Source organism: Kribbella sp. CA-245084, assembly GCF_050942355.1.
GTDB lineage: Bacteria > Actinomycetota > Actinomycetes > Propionibacteriales > Kribbellaceae > Kribbella.
The window spans coordinates 1,956,107-1,973,931 of record NZ_CP192053.1; the positions used below are offsets into that span (position 1 = coordinate 1,956,107).

General features: G+C 68.3%; 17 protein-coding genes. 10 read left to right on the forward strand and 7 right to left on the reverse strand.

Annotation, left to right across the window (positions count from 1 at the left end):
* The 3 genes from ACQPYH_RS09525 to ACQPYH_RS09535 are packed head-to-tail and all read left to right on the forward strand — an operon-like array spanning position 1 to position 3,354.
* A complete protein-coding gene (locus tag ACQPYH_RS09525) occupies positions 1-867 on the forward strand; it encodes a sugar phosphate isomerase/epimerase family protein (protein WP_432889131.1) in 867 nt (288 codons plus the stop codon).
* Positions 864-2,360, forward strand: a complete 1,497-nt coding sequence (locus ACQPYH_RS09530) for a CoA-acylating methylmalonate-semialdehyde dehydrogenase (RefSeq protein WP_432889133.1) — start codon at positions 864-866, stop codon at positions 2,358-2,360. Before ACQPYH_RS09525 ends, ACQPYH_RS09530 begins: the two co-directional genes overlap by 4 nt.
* A gap of 4 nt (positions 2,361-2,364) precedes the next feature.
* Positions 2,365-3,354, forward strand: a complete 990-nt coding sequence (locus ACQPYH_RS09535) for a Gfo/Idh/MocA family protein (protein WP_432889134.1) — start codon at positions 2,365-2,367, stop codon at positions 3,352-3,354.
* 114 nt (positions 3,355-3,468) lie between these two features.
* On the opposite strand, the gene ACQPYH_RS09540 is transcribed toward ACQPYH_RS09535, so the two are convergent.
* The gene (locus ACQPYH_RS09540; protein WP_432889136.1) at positions 3,469-4,464 is read right to left on the reverse strand and encodes a LacI family DNA-binding transcriptional regulator; all 996 of its coding nucleotides are present in this window, start codon (positions 4,462-4,464) and stop codon (positions 3,469-3,471) included.
* Between the two features lie 103 nt (positions 4,465-4,567).
* On the opposite strand from ACQPYH_RS09540, the gene ACQPYH_RS09545 reads away from it, so the two are divergent.
* The 3 genes from ACQPYH_RS09545 to ACQPYH_RS09555 all read left to right on the forward strand — a co-directional run bounded on the left by ACQPYH_RS09545 (position 4,568) and on the right by ACQPYH_RS09555 (position 8,341).
* Positions 4,568-5,746, forward strand: coding sequence for a Gfo/Idh/MocA family protein (locus ACQPYH_RS09545; protein ID WP_432889138.1), 1,179 nt, complete (start codon positions 4,568-4,570; stop codon positions 5,744-5,746).
* 14 nt (positions 5,747-5,760) lie between these two features.
* Complete coding sequence (locus ACQPYH_RS09550; protein ID WP_432889140.1) at positions 5,761-6,756, forward strand: sugar phosphate isomerase/epimerase family protein; 996 nt, start codon at positions 5,761-5,763, stop codon at positions 6,754-6,756.
* A gap of 436 nt (positions 6,757-7,192) precedes the next feature.
* Entirely contained in the window at positions 7,193-8,341 is a 1,149-nt protein-coding gene (locus ACQPYH_RS09555; protein WP_432889142.1) for a hypothetical protein, read from the forward strand.
* Here the strand turns inward: ACQPYH_RS09555 and ACQPYH_RS09560 are convergent.
* A complete protein-coding gene (locus ACQPYH_RS09560; RefSeq protein WP_432889144.1) occupies positions 8,321-9,202 on the reverse strand; it encodes a LysR family transcriptional regulator in 882 nt (293 codons plus the stop codon). The genes ACQPYH_RS09555 and ACQPYH_RS09560 overlap by 21 nt on opposite strands.
* Positions 9,203-9,278: 76 nt before the next feature.
* Between ACQPYH_RS09560 and ACQPYH_RS09565 the strand changes: the two genes are divergently transcribed.
* Entirely contained in the window at positions 9,279-10,010 is a 732-nt protein-coding gene (locus ACQPYH_RS09565) for a CTP synthase C-terminal region-related (seleno)protein (protein WP_432889146.1), read from the forward strand.
* On the opposite strand, the gene ACQPYH_RS09570 is transcribed toward ACQPYH_RS09565, so the two are convergent.
* The 3 genes from ACQPYH_RS09570 to ACQPYH_RS09580 all read right to left on the reverse strand — a co-directional run bounded on the left by ACQPYH_RS09570 (position 9,965) and on the right by ACQPYH_RS09580 (position 13,745).
* Positions 9,965-10,966, reverse strand: coding sequence for a Gfo/Idh/MocA family protein (locus tag ACQPYH_RS09570; protein WP_432889148.1), 1,002 nt, complete (start codon positions 10,964-10,966; stop codon positions 9,965-9,967). The genes ACQPYH_RS09565 and ACQPYH_RS09570 overlap by 46 nt on opposite strands.
* A 173-nt stretch (positions 10,967-11,139) precedes the next feature.
* Complete coding sequence (locus tag ACQPYH_RS09575) at positions 11,140-12,285, reverse strand: phytanoyl-CoA dioxygenase family protein (RefSeq protein WP_432889150.1); 1,146 nt, start codon at positions 12,283-12,285, stop codon at positions 11,140-11,142.
* A 2-nt stretch (positions 12,286-12,287) separates the two neighbouring features.
* Positions 12,288-13,745, reverse strand: coding sequence for an FAD-dependent oxidoreductase (locus tag ACQPYH_RS09580; RefSeq protein ID WP_432889152.1), 1,458 nt, complete (start codon positions 13,743-13,745; stop codon positions 12,288-12,290).
* A 123-nt stretch (positions 13,746-13,868) separates the two neighbouring features.
* On the opposite strand from ACQPYH_RS09580, the gene ACQPYH_RS09585 reads away from it, so the two are divergent.
* From ACQPYH_RS09585 to ACQPYH_RS09595, 3 genes are read left to right on the forward strand one after another with little or no spacing between them, the layout of a single operon-like run.
* Positions 13,869-14,576 (forward strand): helix-turn-helix domain-containing protein, encoded by a 708-nt coding sequence (locus tag ACQPYH_RS09585; RefSeq protein ID WP_432889154.1) that lies wholly within the window; start codon positions 13,869-13,871, stop codon positions 14,574-14,576.
* A gap of 19 nt (positions 14,577-14,595) precedes the next feature.
* Positions 14,596-15,618 (forward strand): Gfo/Idh/MocA family oxidoreductase, encoded by a 1,023-nt coding sequence (locus tag ACQPYH_RS09590; protein WP_432889156.1) that lies wholly within the window; start codon positions 14,596-14,598, stop codon positions 15,616-15,618.
* Between the two features lie 53 nt (positions 15,619-15,671).
* On the forward strand, positions 15,672-16,415 hold the full coding sequence (locus ACQPYH_RS09595) for a GntR family transcriptional regulator (protein WP_432889158.1): 744 nt from the start codon (positions 15,672-15,674) through the stop codon (positions 16,413-16,415).
* Here ACQPYH_RS09595 and ACQPYH_RS09600 read toward each other — a convergent pair.
* Together ACQPYH_RS09600 and ACQPYH_RS09605 are read right to left on the reverse strand one after the other, a co-directional pair.
* Positions 16,412-17,113, reverse strand: a complete 702-nt coding sequence (locus ACQPYH_RS09600) for a hypothetical protein (protein ID WP_432889160.1) — start codon at positions 17,111-17,113, stop codon at positions 16,412-16,414. The genes ACQPYH_RS09595 and ACQPYH_RS09600 overlap by 4 nt on opposite strands.
* Positions 17,114-17,125: 12 nt before the next feature.
* Positions 17,126-17,626 (reverse strand): SigE family RNA polymerase sigma factor, encoded by a 501-nt coding sequence (locus ACQPYH_RS09605; protein ID WP_432889162.1) that lies wholly within the window; start codon positions 17,624-17,626, stop codon positions 17,126-17,128.
* Positions 17,627-17,825 lie beyond the last annotated feature (199 nt).

Below are 17,825 nucleotides of genomic sequence, written 5' to 3' on the forward strand. Positions count from 1 at the left end.
ATGAAACTCGCCCTGGACCCGTACATGTTCCGCAGGACGCCGTTGCTCGAGCTGCCGCGCCTGGTCGCCGAGCTCGGCTACAAGTGGATCGAGCTGTCGCCCCGGGACGATTTCATCCCGTTCTTCAACCACCCGCGCGTGAACGACGCGACCGTGACCGCCTTCAAGAAGGAACTGGCCGCGGCCGGGGTCGGCATCTCGAGCGTGCTGCCGCTGTTCAAGTGGTCCGGCCCGGACGAGGACGACCGGCAGGCCGCCGTCCGGTACTGGAAGCGCGCGATCGAGATCACCGCTGGGCTCGGCGCCGACACGATGAACTCGGAGTTCAACGGCCGGCCCGAGCTGGCGGCCCGCAGCGAGGCTCAGTTCTGGCGCTCGCTCGAGGAGCTGCTGCCGGTGTTCGAGCGCGAGGGCGTCAAACTCGCGCTGGAGCCGCACCCGGACGACTTCGAGGAGGACGGGAAGGCCGCGGTCGACCTGATCCGCGGCATCAACAGCCCGCTGGTCACCTTCCTGTACTGCGCTCCGCACACGTTCCACATGGGCAACGACGCGCCCGGGATCATCAGTTACGCAGGTGAATTGGTGACAAATATCCACGTGGCGGACTCGTTCGACCACACCGGGTCATCCGGCCTGCGCTACATCGTCAACCCGCCCGGCTCCACCGTCCGCGTGCACCAGCACCTGGACATCGGCCAGGGCGAGGTCGATTTCGACGAGATGTTCGCGGCACTGGCCGCGGCGGGTTTCAATGGCACCGTGACCACCTGTGTCTTCGCGTGGGAGGAACGCGCCCGCAAGTCGAGCACCTTCATGCGCGACAAGATCACCGAACTTATGACGAAACAAGGGATGCACCTGTGAGTACCGAGCGAATCACCCACCTGGTTGCCGGCGCCCCGTGGACCGGGGTCTCGGAGCGGACGAGCAAGGTCTACAACCCGGCGACGGGGGCCGTCAGCGGCGAGCTCGACCTCGCCTCGGCCGCGACCGTCGACGAGGTCGTGAAGGTCGCCCACGAGGCGTCGCGAAGCTGGGCGCAGACGTCGCTCACCAAGCGCGCCCAGGTCCTGTTCGCGTACCGCGAGCTGGTGAACCGGGACAAGGAGCGGATCGCCGCGATCATCACCGCCGAGCACGGCAAGGTGCTGTCCGACGCGCTCGGTGAGGTGACCCGCGGTCTCGAGGTGATCGAGTTCGCCTGCGGTATCCCGCACCTGCTCAAGGGCGGGTTCAGCGAGGGCGTGTCGACGAAGGTCGACGTGTACTCGATCCGCCAGCCGCTCGGTGTCTGCGCGGTGATCTCGCCGTTCAACTTCCCGGCCATGGTGCCGATGTGGTTCGTCCCGATCGCGGTTGCCTGTGGCAACAGTGTGGTGATAAAGCCGTCCGAGAAGGACCCGTCGGCGGCGAACGCGATGGCGGAGCTGTGGAAGGAGGCCGGCCTGCCGGACGGCGTCGTGAACGTCCTGCACGGCGACAAGGAGGCCGTCGACCGCCTGCTCGAGCACCCGGACATCAAGTCGGTCTCGTTCGTCGGCTCGACCCCGATCGCCAAGTACGTCTACGAAAACGGCACCAAGAACGGCAAGCGGGTGCAGGCCCTCGGCGGCGCGAAGAACCACATGATCGTGCTGCCGGACGCCGACCTCGACCTCGCCGCCGACGCCGCGGTTAATGCCGGCTTCGGTTCGGCCGGCGAGCGCTGCATGGCGATCTCCGCGCTGGTCGCGGTCGAGCCGATCGCGGACGAGTTGATCGGCAAGATCACGGAGCGGATGGGCAAGCTGAAGACCGGCGACGGGACGCGCGGCTGCGACATGGGCCCGCTGGTCACCGGTCCGCACCGCGACAAGGTCTCGGGGTACGTCGCTGCCGGTGTCGAGGAAGGCGCCGAGTTGGTCGTCGACGGGCGCGAAGGCGACTTCGACGGCGCGGCCGACGGGTTCTGGCTCGGCCCGACATTGTTCGACAAGGTCACCCCGGAGATGTCGGTCTACACCGACGAGATCTTCGGCCCGGTGCTGTCCGTCCTGCGTACGGCGTCGTACGACGACGCGCTCGACCTGGTGAACTCGAATCCGTACGGCAACGGGACGGCGATCTTCACCAACGACGGCGGCGCCGCGCGACGGTTCCAGAACGAGGTCGAGGTCGGGATGGTCGGTATCAACGTGCCGATCCCGGTCCCGATGGCGTACTACTCGTTCGGCGGCTGGAAGAACTCGCTGTTCGGTGACACGCACGCGCACGGCACCGAGGGCGTGCACTTCTTCACCCGCGGCAAGGTTGTCACGTCGCGCTGGCTGGACCCGTCGCACGGCGGGATCAACCTCGGCTTCCCGACGCACGACTGAGCCCGTGGTTCGTTGGGGTCTGCTGTCCACGGCCGCGATCGGGCGGGTGGTCGTGGACGCGACCGCCGGCTCGTCGCGGACCCGCTTCGTCGCGGTGGCGAGCCGCGAGGTCGCGAAGGCACAGAAGTTCGCCGACGAGTGCGGTCTCGAGCTGGCGTTCGGTTCGTACGACGAACTGCTCGCCAGCCCGGACGTCGACGCGGTGTACGTCGCGTTGCCGGTCGCGCTGCACACGGAGTGGACGCTCAAAGCGCTTGCCGCCGGCAAGCATGTGCTGACCGAGAAGCCCTTCGCCACCAGCGCTTCCGACGCGTCTCGTTGCTTCGATGCAGCGGTTGGCGTGAACTGCGTCGAGGGGTTGATGTACCGGCACCATCCGCAGACGTTGCTGGCACGCAGACTCGTCGCGGAGGGTGCGATCGGGCGGTTGACCACGGTCCGTGCCGCGCTGAGCGTGAGTGTGGGGACCGGAGACATCAGGCGATCCCGCGCGCTCGGTGGCGGCGCGCTGCTTGATCTCGGGTGCTACTGCGTGAGTGCGATCCGGCTCTTCGCAGGCAAGCCGGAGCGGGTGTACGCCGAGCAGGTGATCGACACTGCTGGTGACGGAGTCGACCTCCGGCTCGCGGCGACGCTGCGGATGCCGGACGACGTACTCGCGCAGTTGGACGTCGGCCTCGATCTTCCTCGTCGCGACGAGCTCGAGCTCATAGGTACGGCGGGAAAGATCGTGGTCGGCGATCCGTGGGTCTGCCGCGACGGCGGGGTCGAGCTGGTCAGGGACGGGGTTGCGGAGCGGGTGCCGGTGGATCCGGAGGGGTCGTACCGGCTGACCGGTGCGGAGCCCGACGTGTACCGGATCGAGTTCGAGACGGTGTCGGCGTACCTGAGTGGTGAGGGGGAGCTCGGGTTCGGCCGGGAGGACGCGGTCGAGCAGGCGCGGGTGCTCGAGCAGGTGAGGCAGTCGGCGGAGTCCGGCGTACCGGTCAGCTGACCGGCAGCTCAACAGGAGGTGTCGGGCAATTCCGGGTGGTTGGGTAGTGCACCTGAGCGTGAATCTGCTCCGCGCGTACGGCGTACACAGGCGCACTACCTGTCGAGCTGCAGATCACCTCGGACGTGCTGTGCTGCCTCGGACGACGAGGTGTGGGGTGAGGACGAACTCCTCGGTGGTGGTCCGGCCGTTCTCCAGACGATCGGCTGCTGCTTCGACGGCATGCTTCGCCAGCTGGGTCGTGTCCTGATCGACCGACGTGAGGTCGATATGCGCAAGCCGAGCCAGCGTGCTGTTGTCATACCCGACGAGCGAGACGTCCTCCGGCACCTGCACGCCGGCTCGCGTGAACGCATCCTGCAGACCAACGGCGCACATGTCGTTGGAGGCAACGACAGCCGTCGGTAGGTCACCGGAGTCGAGGAGGGCCTGGGCGGCGCGGGCGCCGGCGCGTTCGTCGTGGCCGCCGGGGATGATGTGAAGGTTGTCGGCGAGGCCCTGGTCGCGCATGGCGGTGCGGTAGCCGCGGCGGCGGAGGGCGGCGATCGGGCCTTTGCCGCCGTCGATGAACGTGATGTCGCGGTGGCCGAGCTCCACCAGGTGCGCGACCGCCTGCGCCACGCCGAGATCATCCGCGGCCCGCACCACGTCGAAGTCGCTCCCGCTCTGCTTGCCGATCACCACAACCGGCAGCTGGTGGTGCGGGATCGCCCCCGCCGGACCGAGCAGGATCAGCGCCTCACACCGGAAGTCCAGCAGCGTCTCGACAGCCCGCCGTTCGTCGCGCTCCGCCGTGACCGTGCTCAGCACCAACTCATACCCGCGACCCGCGCTGGCGTGATGCAGATCCTCGACCAGCTCGGCATGGAACGGACTGCGGATGTCCAGCATGACTCCCAGCAGCCGGGTACGCCGCCGCGCCAGCAGACTCGCGGTCCGATCAGGCCGGTACCCGAGCCGATCCGCCGCCTCCCGCACCCGTCGTCGCGTCTCCTCACTCGGCCCCGGCCGCTCGGACAGCGCCAGCGACACCGACGACGGCGACATCCCGATCGCCGCCGCCACGTCCTCCAGCCGCGGCCGCCGCCCCGTCGTACCTCGATCGCTCATGCCGACGATTCTCCTGGTTCCGAGCCCTTGACAGTGATTTGTCAGGACAATCATAGTACTAGAGTCTTAAAGCGCTTGAAACCTCACCAGCGTAGGAGAAACCATGTCAGCTTCGTCCATCGGGGTGGCTGTGATCGGTGCGGGGATGGCGGGTCGGGCGCACCTGGCCGGGTACCGGTCCGCGACCGCGATCCACGGCGCCGGCCTGCCCGAGGTGCGGTTCGTCGCCGTCGGTGACGTGAACGCCGCGGTCGCCAAGGAGTCCGCCGACCGGTTCGGGTACCAGCGGGCCGAGACCAGCTGGCAGGCGATCGCCGAGGCGCCCGACATCGACGTCGTCAGCGTGGTCGTCGCGAACACCCTGCACCGCGAGATCGTCGAGGGATTGCTTGCCGCGGGCAAGCATGTGCTGTGCGAGAAGCCGCTCGCGCCGAGCGTCGAGGACGCGACGGCGATGGTCGCGGCCGCGCAGGCGTTCGGCCGGCAGGCCGCGACCGGCTTCACCTTCCGCCGCTCGCCCGCGATCAACGCCATCCGCGCTCAGCTCGAACTAGGCTCGATCGGCCGCCCGGTGCATCTCGACGGGCACTACTGGTGTGACTACGGTTGCGACCCGCTCGGCCCGATGAGCTGGCGCTACAAGGGCGGTCCGGGATCGGGCGCGCTCGCGGATATCGGTGCGCACCTGGTCGATCTGGCCGAGTTCCTGTGCGGGCCGATCGAGTCGGTGAGTGGCGCCGTACTGGCGACGTACATCACCGAGCGGCACCTGCCGATCGGCGCGGTCGTCGGGCATGCGTTGGCGGAGGTGAGCGAGGAGACCGAGCCCGTCGAGAACGAGGATCTGGTCAGCTTCACCGCCCGGTTCGCGTCCGGGGCTACCGCGACGTTGTCGGCCTCGCGGACGGCGTACGGACACCCGAACGGGCTCGGCTTCGAGATCTTCGCCGAGCAGGGTGCGGCGACGTTCGACCTTGCCCGCGCGTCGGAGTTCGGCTTCGTCGACGGGAAAGCGCCGCACGCGACCAACGGGTACCGCCAGGTGCTGGTCGGACCTGAGCACCCGTACATCACCGGTGGTCTGCCGATGGACTTCCCCGGTGTCGGCCACGGACAGAACGACCTGTTCGCCTTCCAGGCCAGGGCCTTCCTCGGTCAGGTGGCCGGCGTCGACGGACTGCCGGAGTGCCCGACGTTCGAGGACGGTCTCCGCAATCTGCGGCTGCTCGGCGCAGTCGTCTCCTCAGCCCATTCCGGCGGCGCTGCCGTCACCATCGACTGATCAAGGACCTCACCATGAAGCTCGGCGCCTACACCGCCTGCCTGCACGACGTACCCCTTGCCGACGCGCTCAAGACGCTGAGCGGTCTCGGGCTGGACAGTGCGGAGATCAACTCGGGCGGCTTCCTGCCCGCTCCGCACCTGCCGATCGACGACATCCGCGCCAGTCAGGACGCGCGTGACGAGTACCTCGCCCAGTTCGACGCCGTCGGCATCACGCTGACCGCGCTGAACTGCAACGGCAACCCGCTGCACCCCGATCCCGAGGTACGCCGCAAGCACGGCCAGGACGTGATCGACGCGATCGAGTTGGCCGCACTCCTCGGCGTGAAGCGGGTCGTCACGATGTCCGGCCTGCCGGAAGCGCACGCCGGCGGTACGGCGCCGTCGTGGACGGTGCTGCCCTGGGTGAGCGTGTACCTGGACGCCCGCGACTACCAGTGGAACGAGGTGGCGATTCCGTACTGGAAGGACATCCAGGCCCGCGCCGCCGCCGCCGACGTGAAGATCGCGATCGAGATGCACCCGCACAACCTCGTCTACAACCCGGCCACGATGGTGCGGCTCGCGGAGGAGATCAACGCGACGCATGTCGGCGCCGAGATGGACCCGAGCCACCTGTTCTGGCAGGGGATCGACCCGGTCGCGGCGCTCGACAGCCTCGGCGGGCTTGTCTACAACGCGGCCGCGAAGGACACCCGGATCAACGAGGCCGCCAAGATCAACGGCGTACTCGACGACCGTTTCGGCCGCGTGCTGCCCACCGATCCGGGCGCCATCGGCCTCGGCGGCAAGGACACGCTCAGCCGCTGGCCGGAGAACTCCTCGTGGGACTTCGTCGCCGTCGGGCGCGGCCACGACGTCGCGTTCTGGACCGCCTTCCTCGCCGCGATCAAGCGGATCGATCCCGACATGGCCGTCAACATCGAACACGAGGACCAGGAGCTCGGCCAGCTCGAAGGCATCGAGTACGCCGCCAAAACGCTGCTCACCGCGGCCGCCGGGGTGTAGCGTCGAACGCAACCCCCGGGGCATGAGGAGTACCGCGGCGTACGAAGGACCTGTCGGCCCTGCCCACCTCAGCGAACATCAGCCCCGGGAGTGCGTCATGTCGAAGAGCAAAGGCGGACGTGAGGTCCGCAAACCCAAGCAACCCAAACAGCCGAAGGCCAAGCCGGCCGATAGCGCGATCATCCCGCCCACCAAGCAGGGACGGAAGTAACCGTCAGCTGCTCGGCGTGGCCGAGTAGCCGAGCTCCCTGGCCCCGTGCCAGGGAGCTTCCGGGCGTTGACCGGTCGAACGAGGTTGGGTAACTTCTTGAGGGCGTCGTGAGGACGCGTCGAGACTCGCCGGAAGGCTGGAAGCCACCTCACGTTCCTCTGGGCTGAGCGCGGTTGTCGACGCTCTCTTGCGGCCCGTGCGAGTCCGGGCTGGAGAGGACGCGTCATGAAACTGCTTCCGGATCGGCCGAACCTCGAGTTCCTGCGGAAAGAGGCCAAGGACCTGCTGGCCGCGCTCCGCGAGAGCAAGCCTGACGCCTCGTTGGCGGATGCGCAGCGGGCGCTGGCGGGCGAGTATGGACTGCGCGACTGGCCGGCGTTGAAGGCCGAAGTCGAGCGCCGGCTCGGGGTGACACCCGCCGCGCCGGACGGACTGGCGGACGCTTTGTCCGAAGCGTTCGGCCTAGGCGCCATGGTTCGCCCGCCGCGACCTGTGTCGTTCACGGCGATGGGGCGGTGCTGGGACCTCGCCACCGACAGGGGGCGGTGGTTGGCGGTCACGGTCTTTGACTGGATCACCGAAGAGCAGGCGGAGCTCGGCGCTCGACTGCGCGATGCTGCGGCGGCGGTGGGAGTGGCCGCGCCGGTCGCCGTACGGAGTCCACAGGGGCGGTTGGTCGAGAGCGTGCAGGGCGAGAACTGGCGCGTGCACGAGTGGCTCGAGGTGGGGCCATCGCCGGCGTTGCCTGTGTCCGCGGTGGTGGCGCGACGCGCGGGTGCGGCGTACGGGAAGCTGCATGCGCTGGCGCTTCCGACTGAGATGCCGATGAGTCCGTACGTCGTGTGGCGGCGGCCTGAATCTGAGTGGGACAAACTGCTCGAGCGGGCCCGGACAGCCGGCAAGCCGTGGGCTGATCGGCTGGAGGCGGTGCTGCCGCTGTGGCTTGATCTGCAGACGATCGAGGCAGAGGTCGATCCGGCGGAGCTCATTCTCTGCAACAGCAATCTGATCCCGACGCATGTCCGGCTGGGGCGTGACGACGAGCTGATCGTGATGGAGTGGGACTTCACCGGCTCGATGACGCCTGCGCTGGAACTGGGATCGGCGCTGACGCAGTGGGTGATGCGGCCGACCGTCAATCACAAGGCGCTCGCGGCGTTCCGGGAGGGGTACGGCGAGTGGCCGGCGATGGAGCTGTCCTCGTTCGGCGTGGCGATCAGCGGCTGGCTGAACTGGGCGTACAACGCGATCTGCGAGGCGATCGATCCGCAGGACTCCGACCACGCCGAGTTTGCCGAGCGCGAGGCGGTCGGGGTGCTCGACCGGCCGATGACTCGTGCGGGCCTCGAGCAACTACTTGAGATTCGAGAGTAGAAGGGCGGCTGGTTCGGACAGGTCGCCGTGGAGGAGCTCTGTTCGGTGGACCAGGCGCGGACTGGTCAAAGGCACAGCCGCCTGAGCTGGAGCTGATCGGGGCAGGACGGCCAGGCCATGGCCGCTGGTGATCAGGGTGAGGAGGGTGTGGAGGTCGGTCCCGGCGTAAGTGAAGGCCGAGCGGAAACCGTTGGAGCCGGTGGTTGCGCGCAGGACGGCGAGCGGCGCGGCGAGGTCCGGTGCGTCGATCCAGCGGGCGTCGGTGAGGTCCTGCAAGGACAGGCCTCGCCGGCCGGCCAACGGATGGTCGTTGGGGAGGGCAACAATCAGATCGTCGTGCGCGACCGGCGTGGTGCGCAGATGCACGGCGTCCGAGAGCCGAAGCGGATCACTCGGGGCGGCTACTCCGTCGACGAGTCCGATGGCGAAGGTCCCGGCAGCCACACCCTCCACAACCTCGTCCCGGCCACAGACAGTCAGAGTCACCTCGGTGCCTGGGTGCGACCGCCGTACTTCACGCAACGCCACGGCGAGCGCGCCGCGCTGAGCTGCGGCGCCGGCGGTGGCCAGTGGTGTGGCTGCCAGGGTCAGAGTGGTCGGTGGTTGGGCGAGGGTGCGGCGTACGTCGGCCCGGGCGGTGGCCAGGCGGAGGAGGATGGGGGCGGCGTGTTCGAGGAGGCGTTCGCCGGCCGGGGTCGGGGTGACCGGGCGGCGGCGGAGGAGCGGCGTACCCAGGTCGTTCTCGAGGGCGGAGATGTGCTGGGAGACGGCTGACTGGGTGTAGCCGAGGCGTTCTGCCGCGGCGGAGAACGAGCCGCATTCGGCCACCGTCACGAACGTCCGGAGCAGATGAGGATCCACGCGGATCAGTATCGCTTATGCACAGTGCAGAGATCATCGTTGGCGCTGATACAAGCATCACCGTGAGGATGGAGCCATGAACGCCTACTCCGGACGCATCGCCCTCGTCGGTGATCGCTCGCCGCATGTCCGCTCGCACGTCCGCGTACCCGGGCTCCTCGACCGCCTGCGTGACCGCGACAACCTCGACTTCGACGCCTACTGGATCCCGACCGAGCAGGTGGACGAGTCCCTCGAAGGCTTCGACGGGATCTGGCTCCTCCCTGGCAGCCCGTACCACAGCGAGGCCGGCGCGATCACCGCGATCCGGATCGCCCGCGAGCGCGGCATCCCGTTCCTCGGCACGTGTGCCGGGTTCCAGCACGCGATGCTCGAGTTCGCCCGCAACGTCTGCGGTGCGTCGCAGGCCCAGCACGGCGAGAGCACCCCGGACGCCGACGACCTGCTGATCGTCCCGCTCGCGTGCTCACTCGACGGTCATGAGGGCGCGATCCAGGTGACCCCAGGCACCCGGGCAGCCGCGCTCCTGGGCGTCGAGAGGTCGATGGAGCGCTACCACTGCTCGTACGGCCTCGACACCACCAGGCTCGACCTGCTCCGCGAGCACGGCCTGGTCTTCAGCGGGTACGACGACGAGGGCGATCCGCGCATCGCGGAGCTACCCGATCACCCGTTCTATCTCGCCACGCTCTTCCAGCCGGAACTGGCCGGCGACGGCACGCGACCCCACCCGTTCATCCGGGCGTTCGCGCGCGCCGCCGCTCAGAGGGCAGATGCAGGCCGCGGCGTCATCCCGGCGGCCACATAGCAGGCGTCGATGAGCTCCATCGTCGCTAGCGCGTCGTCGACGTCGGTGAGCACCGGGGCGCCGTTGCGGACGGCCCCGGTGAAAGCCTCGAGCTGATAGGTGTACGACGTCCGCGTGCCGCGGTGCTCGACCCAGGTGTCCTCCTTGGTCGTCACCACCACGCGGTCGTCGCGCTGCGGCAGCACGTAGAACGGCGCGAACGCCTCACCGCGACTGCCCACGACCTTGAGGCTGAACTCGACCTCCTCGGCCGCCATGCTGGTCCGCACCGCACCGGTCGCGCCGTTCGGGAACTCCAGGTCGGCGTTCAGCCACTCGTCGACGCCAGGCAGCCGCTTCCGCTCACCGGCCCGCGCGCTGACGAGCCGCGGCGCGCCGCCGGCGTACGGCGTGAACATCCGCTGGGCGTGCAGCGCGTAGCAACCGACGTCCATCACGGCGCCGCCGGCCAACGGCAGGGACCAGCGCGGGTCGTCCTCCGGCGGCGGGGGCATCACCATCGTCGTCTCGACGTGCTGCAGGTCGCCGAGCTCGCCCTTGGCGACCAGCTCCAGCAGCCGGCGCATCACCGGGTGGTACGCGTAGTGGAACGCCTCCATGAACACCAGTCCGGACGAATGGACGGCGTCCCGCACCTGCCTCGCCTCGGCGGCGTTACTGGCGGACGGCTTCTCGGTCAGCACATGTTTGCCCGCGGCAAGCGCCTTGAGGTTCCACGGCCCGTGCAGGCCGTTGGCCAGCGGGTTGTAGATCGCCTCGACCTCGGGATCGTCGAGCAGCGCCTGGTACGACGCGTGCACCCGTTCGACCCCGTGCTCGGCGGCGAAGGCCTCGGCGCGGTCGGCGTCGCGCGCGGCGACCGCGACCAGCCGGGCGCCGGTCAGCTTGGCCGGCTCGACAATGGCCCGGCCCGAGATCCGGGCGGCACCGAGAATCCCGATCCGCAACGGTTCCATGCCTTCTCCTTCGAGGGTCGGCCGCACGGGCGGCGTACGGCGGTTCGTCCACGAGGCGCTTGTTCCGCCGGTAAGGGTAGCTCCCGGATCGGACAGCGAACGCGCCATCCTGCCTGACGATCACTCCGGCCCGACAGCGGCTGCCCGTGATCCGGACGCGGTTCACCCAACGTTCACGCGTTTCTGTCGTCTGTCTGTCGCCGGTCGGCGTGCTCGACGAGTGCCTGGTGCAACTGGTCCGGGTGCCAACGCTCCGTGACCGCTGAGCGCAGTACGTCGGCCTGGGACCGTGGCGCGAGGCCTCCGATCGGCTGGTCGCGATCGAGATTGGTCGGGAACGCGTAGCCCTCGGCCGTCGCCGCGATCACGTTCTCGATCGCTGCCGGATCGGCCACGGCGATCAGGGCGAGCAGGGCCGGATAGACCGCTTCTATCATCCGGGCCCGGTCGATGCTCTCCATCGCGCGGCCGAACGCGGACGAGACCTGCAGGAGGTTCGCCATCCGCTTGATGTCGGCCGAGTGGTTGCTCCCGGCAGCATGGAACAGCGCCGGGTTGAAGAACACCGCATCGCCCTTCTCCAGCGGCAGCTGCACGTGGTTCTCGACGAAATGTGCCTGGAACTCGGGCCGCCGGTACGCGAGGTATCCCAGCCCGTACTTCTGCGAGTGCGGCAGATACAGCGTCGGTCCCGACTCGACCGGCATGTCACAGTGCGCGACCGCGCCCTGCAAAGTCAGCACGGACGACAGACGATGCACATGCTCCGGGTACTGCGCTGCCACCTCGTCGGACTGGAATCCCAGGTGATAGTCGCGGTGCACCGTCTGCCCTTCGCCGTCCGGGTTCACCACGTTCACCTGCGACGTGACCTGGTACGCCGGCCCGAGCCAAGCCGCCGACACCAACGCGAGCAGATCGTTCGCGTAGTACGCCGTGAACACGTCAGGCGCACCGACCGCGAGCTTCTCGAGCGCGTTCCAGACCCGGTCGTTCGCACCCGGCTTCGCGAAGTGGTCGCCAGCCGTGACGCCGGACTGGTGCTGCTCGTCGATCAGCCGGTTGAACTCGACGGTCGTGGCATCGACCACATCGTTGCTGAAGGCCCCTTTCAGTACGACGATCCCCGGCCCGTCGGCGAACGCCCGGACGAACTCGGTCTGCACGTCGCGTGGATCGGCCGCCCGGACCCGCGCGGCGTCGTACACCGGGACCTGCTGCTCGACGGCCGCAGCATGGGGGTAGTCGGTCGGATCGGTCTTGTCCTCAAGGACGGTCAGCAGGTCGTCGAGCCGGGCGTCGGCAGGGTTCAGCCACATGGCTACAGATTGCTTGACCAGCTGAGCACCTGTCCACGTTCGAGCAGTCTGGCCTGCAGCTTCTCCACATCTACATCTTGTACATCGGTCCGCGCGCTCAGCGATTGCACTGCGGCCACAGCAGCCGACTCCGCGAGTACGCAGAAGACAGGTTCCATCCGCGTCGCGGCGTACCCGATGTGGGACGCGGACAGGCAGACCGGGACCAGGAGGTTGCCGGTCTGCTGCGGAGTGATGGCTCGGTAGGGGACCGGGTACGGCCGGCCGGTGCCCAGGTGGCCGCCGATGAACATGTCACCCTCGGTGGCCACGCCCAGCTGGCCGGATGCGTTGCGGCTGGCGATGCGCCGTACCGGATAGACGTCTACACCGAACAGGGCAAGACCGATGCTGTCCGCTGGTTCGGTCTGGTTGATCACGTCGGCGTGAGTGATCGTGTACTGGCCTTCGAGCCGCCGGCAGACCCGGATGTACAGCTGCGGCGGCCAGCCGTCTGTCTCCGGGAAGACGCTTCCGTCCAGTCCGTACGCAGCTGTCTCCGCACGGAACGCTGCGGGCACAGACGGGTCCGTCGACAGGAAGTGGTGCAGTCCCCGGAGGTAGTCGAGGTGCTGACGCCAGATGCGCGAGCGGACCGCCCAACTGCCGTCCTGGTACTCGCGGCTCAGTCCGAGCGGAGCGTTGGTGATCAGAGAACCACGCTGGTAGTTGTACTCGCCTGAATTGATCCAGCCGGGGAAGATGCCGGACAGGTCCTCGGCGTACTCGAGGTACCGCCGGACCAGCTCGTAGTCGGCCGGTGAGTAGTTGTCGGGCGGTGTCAGCTCCACGCGCTTGGCAGGGTCTGTGGTGACGTAGAAGCGGTAGTTGTAGGCCTGCGTGTAGTCATCGCCTGCACCTATCGCCAGGGCGTGGTCCTCGTCGACCAGCGGTAGCAGTCCGCTCGTGCTGTCACCAGGGACGACGTACGGGTCGATCGGGGTCCAGTTGGTGGCCGGACGGACGCCTGCGATCTCCTCGCCGAAGGTGTCCTGGGACTCGCGTCCGGTTCGGTAGGGGACACCGGCGAGGGCCATCAGGTCGCCCTCGTACGACGCGTCGATGAAGAACTCCGCCTGGATCTCGCGATCGGGCAGCGATTCGGCAGCCGGGACGCCCCATCGGTCCGGCGTCGACGTCTCCAGCTCGATCGAGGTGATCCGGTTGCCCGTGCGCGTCACCGATCGCACGCGGCGTTCGAAGATCACCTCGATGCCGGCCGCGGCGATCCACTTGTGGAACGCGCGCATGACCTCGTGCGGGTGATTGCCGAAGCCGAACACGACGTCCCGCGTCAGCCCGCCCGCGGCAGCCGGGACCGGGCAGTCCTGCGCCGGCTTGATCCCCGCACCGAGCATGCCGCCGAGCCATCGACTCGGCTCGATCAGCACCACCGACGCACCTTCCTGATACGCCGTCATCGCCGCGACACAGCCAGCGGCCGTTCCTCCGTAAACACAGACATCCACCATGTCATGCACTCTGCAACAGACATGGCTGACGGAAAAATAGCGGTTCTGAGCAGGTCCATGTACTTTCTTGTCATGCTCGAGTTGGACGGCTACCTCCTCGCGCCGCCCCGGCCGCAGTTCGCTCTACCCTTCGACACCTACGACACCTGGTGCCTTCTGCTCCCGGCCAACGGCTCCTTCGACTACCGGGTCGGCGACGCGCACGGGACCGCCAAGTTCGGCGACGTCGTCATCTGTCCACCCGGCGGCATCCTCCACCGCCGCATGCGCACGCGAACGTCGTTCTTCCACGCCCGCTTCACCACCGAGTTGGGACCGCCAACCGGCCGCACGCGAGTCCGCGACCTCGACCGTCTCCGGGGCAACCTCACGCTGCTCGAGAATGCCACCACCCCGATCGCCACGCACGTCGTCACCGACCTCGTCCTGATGCTCAGCCGCACCGGCTCCCCAGAAGACCCAGTGGTCCGCAGCGCGCTGACGTACCTCAACGAGCACTACGCCTCACCGGGCATGTCGTTGACCGAGCTGGCAGCCGTCCTCGGCATCAGTCCGTCGCAGCTCTCCCGACGCTTCCGCGCGGTCCGCGGCACCACACCGGTCGGCTACCTGCGCGACCTGCGCCTACAGAAGGCCCGTGAGCTGCTGACCGAGACCAACCAGACGCTCCAGGTCATCGCCGAGCACACCGGCTATCGCAGCGCGTTCTACCTCAGCAGAGTGTTCAGCGCGCAGTCAGGGCAGTCGCCGTCGGAGTATCGCCGTACCAGTCGGGTCTGAAGCGTTCTAGGGTTTAACCATGCGGACAGACCACGGGCTGCCAGTGGTACGGCTGGGACTGATCGGGGCCGGCCGGATCGGCACAATGCATGCCGGCAACATCGCCCGGCACGTGCCCGGAGCCGAGCTGGCAGCGGTCGCCGACATGAGGCCTGAGGCCGCCCAGAAACTCGCAGACCTGTACGACGCCGCCCCCGTCACCGTCGACGAGTTGCTCAAGGATCCGGAGCTCGACGGCGTGGTGATCACCTCACTCGCGATCGCGCACTCCGAGCTGATCACCCGCGCGGCCGAGGCCGGCAAGGCTGTCTGGTGTGAGAAGCCGGCTTCGCTGACGTTGACGGAGCTGGACCAGGCGATCGCCGCGACCGACCGCGCCGGTGTCCCGTTCCAGGTCGGCTTCAACCGGCGGTTCGCCAAGGACTTCGCCGCGGCGCGCCGGACGATCGCGGACGGCGGCATCGGGACGCCGCGGCTCATGCGCTCGATCACCCGTGACCCCAGCGGTCCCGGCGGCCTGCGGTACGCCGACCGCATTCCGCAGTGGACGATCTTCCGCGAGACGCTGATTCACGACTTCGACACGCTGCTCTGGCTCAATCCCGGCGCACGGCCGGTCGAGGTCTACACCCGCGCAGACGCGCTGGTGGCACCGGAGTACAAGGAGACCGGACTGCTCGACACCGCGGTCGTGATGATCACCTTCGACAACGGCGCGATCGCGACGGCCGAGGCGAACTTCTCGTCGTACTACGGGTACGACGTGCGCGGCGAGGTGTTCGGCAGCGAGGGCATGGTCGTGGCCGGTCAGCTCGCCAGCAGTGCCCTGGCGCACTACAACGCCAACGGAGTACACCAGCAGACGCTGCGCAGTGACGAGGAGATGTTCCACGACGCGTACGTGCAGGAGCTCACGGACTTCGTGGACGTGGTGCGGACGAACGGCGTACCGCCGGTGACCGGCCAGGACGCTCGGAACGCCTTGCAGGTCGCACTGGCGGCGATGGCGTCGTACGAAGAGCACCGTCCGGTGCGGATCTGATCAAATCCGGGTGGTGGGTCGACGGAATCGGGCCCAGCATTCAAGATGTGCCCATGAGTACCGTCCAGGTCCAGGTCGATCGGAACAGCCGTACGCCGTTGCACGTTCAACTGGCGCACCAGCTCGAAGCGGCCATCCAGGGCGGTGAACTGCCGGTCGGCTCCCGGCTGAGCAACGAGGTGGACCTGGCCGAGGCGTACGGCCTCAGCCGGCCGACAGTGCGCCAGGCGATCGCCCGCCTGGTCGACCAGGGCCTGCTCGTCCGCAAGCGCGGCGTCGGTACGCAGGTCGTCGGCAACTCCGGTCAGGTGCGCCGGTCCCTCGAGCTGACCAGTCTGTACGACGACCTCGCCGCGGCGCACCGCAAGCCCGAAACCGAGATCCTGCGCTTCGGCATCTCGCCTGCGACCGCAGAAGTGGCCACAGCATTGCAGTGCGAGCTGGGCGACCGCGTGCTGAGGCTGGAGCGACTGCGCCGGGCAGATGGCGAGCCGCTGGCCCTGATGCGCAACTGGCTGCCGCCGGAGCTCCTGGAGACCGACCCGACCACGCTGGCCGAGCGGGGCCTCTACCAATTGCTGCGCGCTGAGGGCGTCCGCCTGAAGGTGGCGCACCAGACCATCTCAGCCATCCCAGCAACACCCGAGCAGGCACGGCTGCTGTCGGAGGAGCCTGGCTCACCGCTCCTGGCGACCACCCGCGTCACGTACGACGACCACGGGCAGCCGGTCGAGTACGGCGCCCACCTGTACCGCGCGAGCCGGTACTCCTTCGAGCACACGCTGGTGCACCGCTAAGAGACGCGCGGCGGGTACACCCACTGCTTGCTGCGAGCGATCTGCGTCAGCTGTGCGATCGACAGGACCGGAGCGGTCCGGCTGTGCTCAACGCCCTGGTCCCGAGTCGCGTTGTAGTTGCTGATGCTGATCTGTCGCCCATCCGGGTAGAAGAGCTCCACAGTGGTCACCGTGATGCCACCGGGGTTCGACCCGTCCGTGTACAGCGGCCGGTTGGCGTAGGCGACGTACACCGTGCCGTCTGGCTGGACTGTGCAGGCGCCGGCAGGGGAGCCGTTGCAGTTCGTGTTCGCCTGCGCGGTCATCATGTCGACCGTGAGCAGTCCGGCGCCGTGACCGTCGTCGAGCACCACAGAGAGGGTGCCGTCGTCAGATGTGGTCATGTGACCGCGGTGCAGGCTCTTGGGCAGTACTGCGGCCAGAGTCTCCGCAGGCGTCAGCGGCGTCGGGCGGTGCGCGCTGGGCGTACTGGCTGGCTCAACAGCTGCGTCGTGCTGGAGCAGCTGTGTGCTCCCGACGATGATGCCGACCGTCGCCAGTACGGCGGCTGCCCCAGACAGGCTGGCCAGTGCGGTCCGGCGGCGTCGCAGGACCTTGCCGCGACGGATGCCCCGGGCAACCAGCTCGGGAGTGGCCGGCTGGAGGTCCTCGGTGGCCCGCCGCATCAGGTCGGGGAGGCTGTCGTGAAGGTTGGTCATGGTGCTCCCAGCTCAATGCGCGGTCAGGTGGACGGCTTCGTCGCCGAGCACCGCTCGTAGGCGGCCCAGTGCGCGCGACGTACGCGTCCTGATCGCACCGGTGTTCTTGCCGAGGTCCTGCGCTACCTGCTCGGTACTGCGGTCCTCGAAGTACCGGAGGACCAGCACTGCACGGTCCAGCGGGGACAGCTCTGCCATCGCCTGCAGCAGGGACAGGCGCAGCTCGTGGTCACCCGGAGGGTCCGCGCGGTCGGGTGTCCGCTCCACCGGCCGCTCCGTCGAGCTCCGGCGCCGTCGCTGCGAGATGTACGTCCGTGCCAGCACGGTCTGGGCGTACGCCGCTGGGTTGTCGGCCTGCTCCACCCGCCGCCACGCCCGGTAGAGCTTGGCCAGCGTCTCCTGGACCAGGTCCTCCGCCAGGTGATGCTCGCCCGCGAGCAGCCAGGCCGACCGGTACAGCTGGGGCGTCCGCGCCCGCGCGAACTCCTCGAAGTCCTGTGTAGACCGTGTCAAAGCACCCTCCCGAGGTCCCTTCACCCGGTTCGACGCCACGAGTCGGCGTTCTGTTACCGCCGAATTGCAACTAGCTGCAATTTCCTGGACCGGTGGTGAGGCGATGGATACGGTGAGTGAGCCTTCGGCATGTCACGGTTATCCACAGGGCCGCCTGCGCGAGTGGCGCCGGCTGCTCTGGACTTGAAAGGATGGTCGC

What these genes read in the sequence shown, in the direction of transcription:
- ACQPYH_RS09550 (WP_432889140.1), top strand. Translation starts at nt 5,761, where the DNA reads ATGAAGCTCGGCGCCTACACCGCCTGCCTGCACGACGTACCCCTTGCC.
- ACQPYH_RS09600 (WP_432889160.1), bottom strand. Translation starts at nt 17,113, where the DNA reads ATGACCAACCTTCACGACAGCCTCCCCGACCTGATGCGGCGGGCCACC.
- ACQPYH_RS09580 (WP_432889152.1), bottom strand. Translation starts at nt 13,745, where the DNA reads ATGACGGCGTATCAGGAAGGTGCGTCGGTGGTGCTGATCGAGCCGAGT.
- ACQPYH_RS09540 (WP_432889136.1), bottom strand. Translation starts at nt 4,464, where the DNA reads ATGAGCGATCGAGGTACGACGGGGCGGCGGCCGCGGCTGGAGGACGTG.
- ACQPYH_RS09570 (WP_432889148.1), bottom strand. Translation starts at nt 10,966, where the DNA reads ATGGAACCGTTGCGGATCGGGATTCTCGGTGCCGCCCGGATCTCGGGC.
- ACQPYH_RS09555 (WP_432889142.1), top strand. Translation starts at nt 7,193, where the DNA reads ATGAAACTGCTTCCGGATCGGCCGAACCTCGAGTTCCTGCGGAAAGAG.
- ACQPYH_RS09525 (WP_432889131.1), top strand. Translation starts at nt 1, where the DNA reads ATGAAACTCGCCCTGGACCCGTACATGTTCCGCAGGACGCCGTTGCTC.
- ACQPYH_RS09565 (WP_432889146.1), top strand. Translation starts at nt 9,279, where the DNA reads ATGAACGCCTACTCCGGACGCATCGCCCTCGTCGGTGATCGCTCGCCG.
- ACQPYH_RS09595 (WP_432889158.1), top strand. Translation starts at nt 15,672, where the DNA reads ATGAGTACCGTCCAGGTCCAGGTCGATCGGAACAGCCGTACGCCGTTG.
- ACQPYH_RS09585 (WP_432889154.1), top strand. Translation starts at nt 13,869, where the DNA reads ATGCTCGAGTTGGACGGCTACCTCCTCGCGCCGCCCCGGCCGCAGTTC.
- ACQPYH_RS09590 (WP_432889156.1), top strand. Translation starts at nt 14,596, where the DNA reads ATGCGGACAGACCACGGGCTGCCAGTGGTACGGCTGGGACTGATCGGG.
- ACQPYH_RS09575 (WP_432889150.1), bottom strand. Translation starts at nt 12,285, where the DNA reads ATGTGGCTGAACCCTGCCGACGCCCGGCTCGACGACCTGCTGACCGTC.
- ACQPYH_RS09545 (WP_432889138.1), top strand. Translation starts at nt 4,568, where the DNA reads ATGTCAGCTTCGTCCATCGGGGTGGCTGTGATCGGTGCGGGGATGGCG.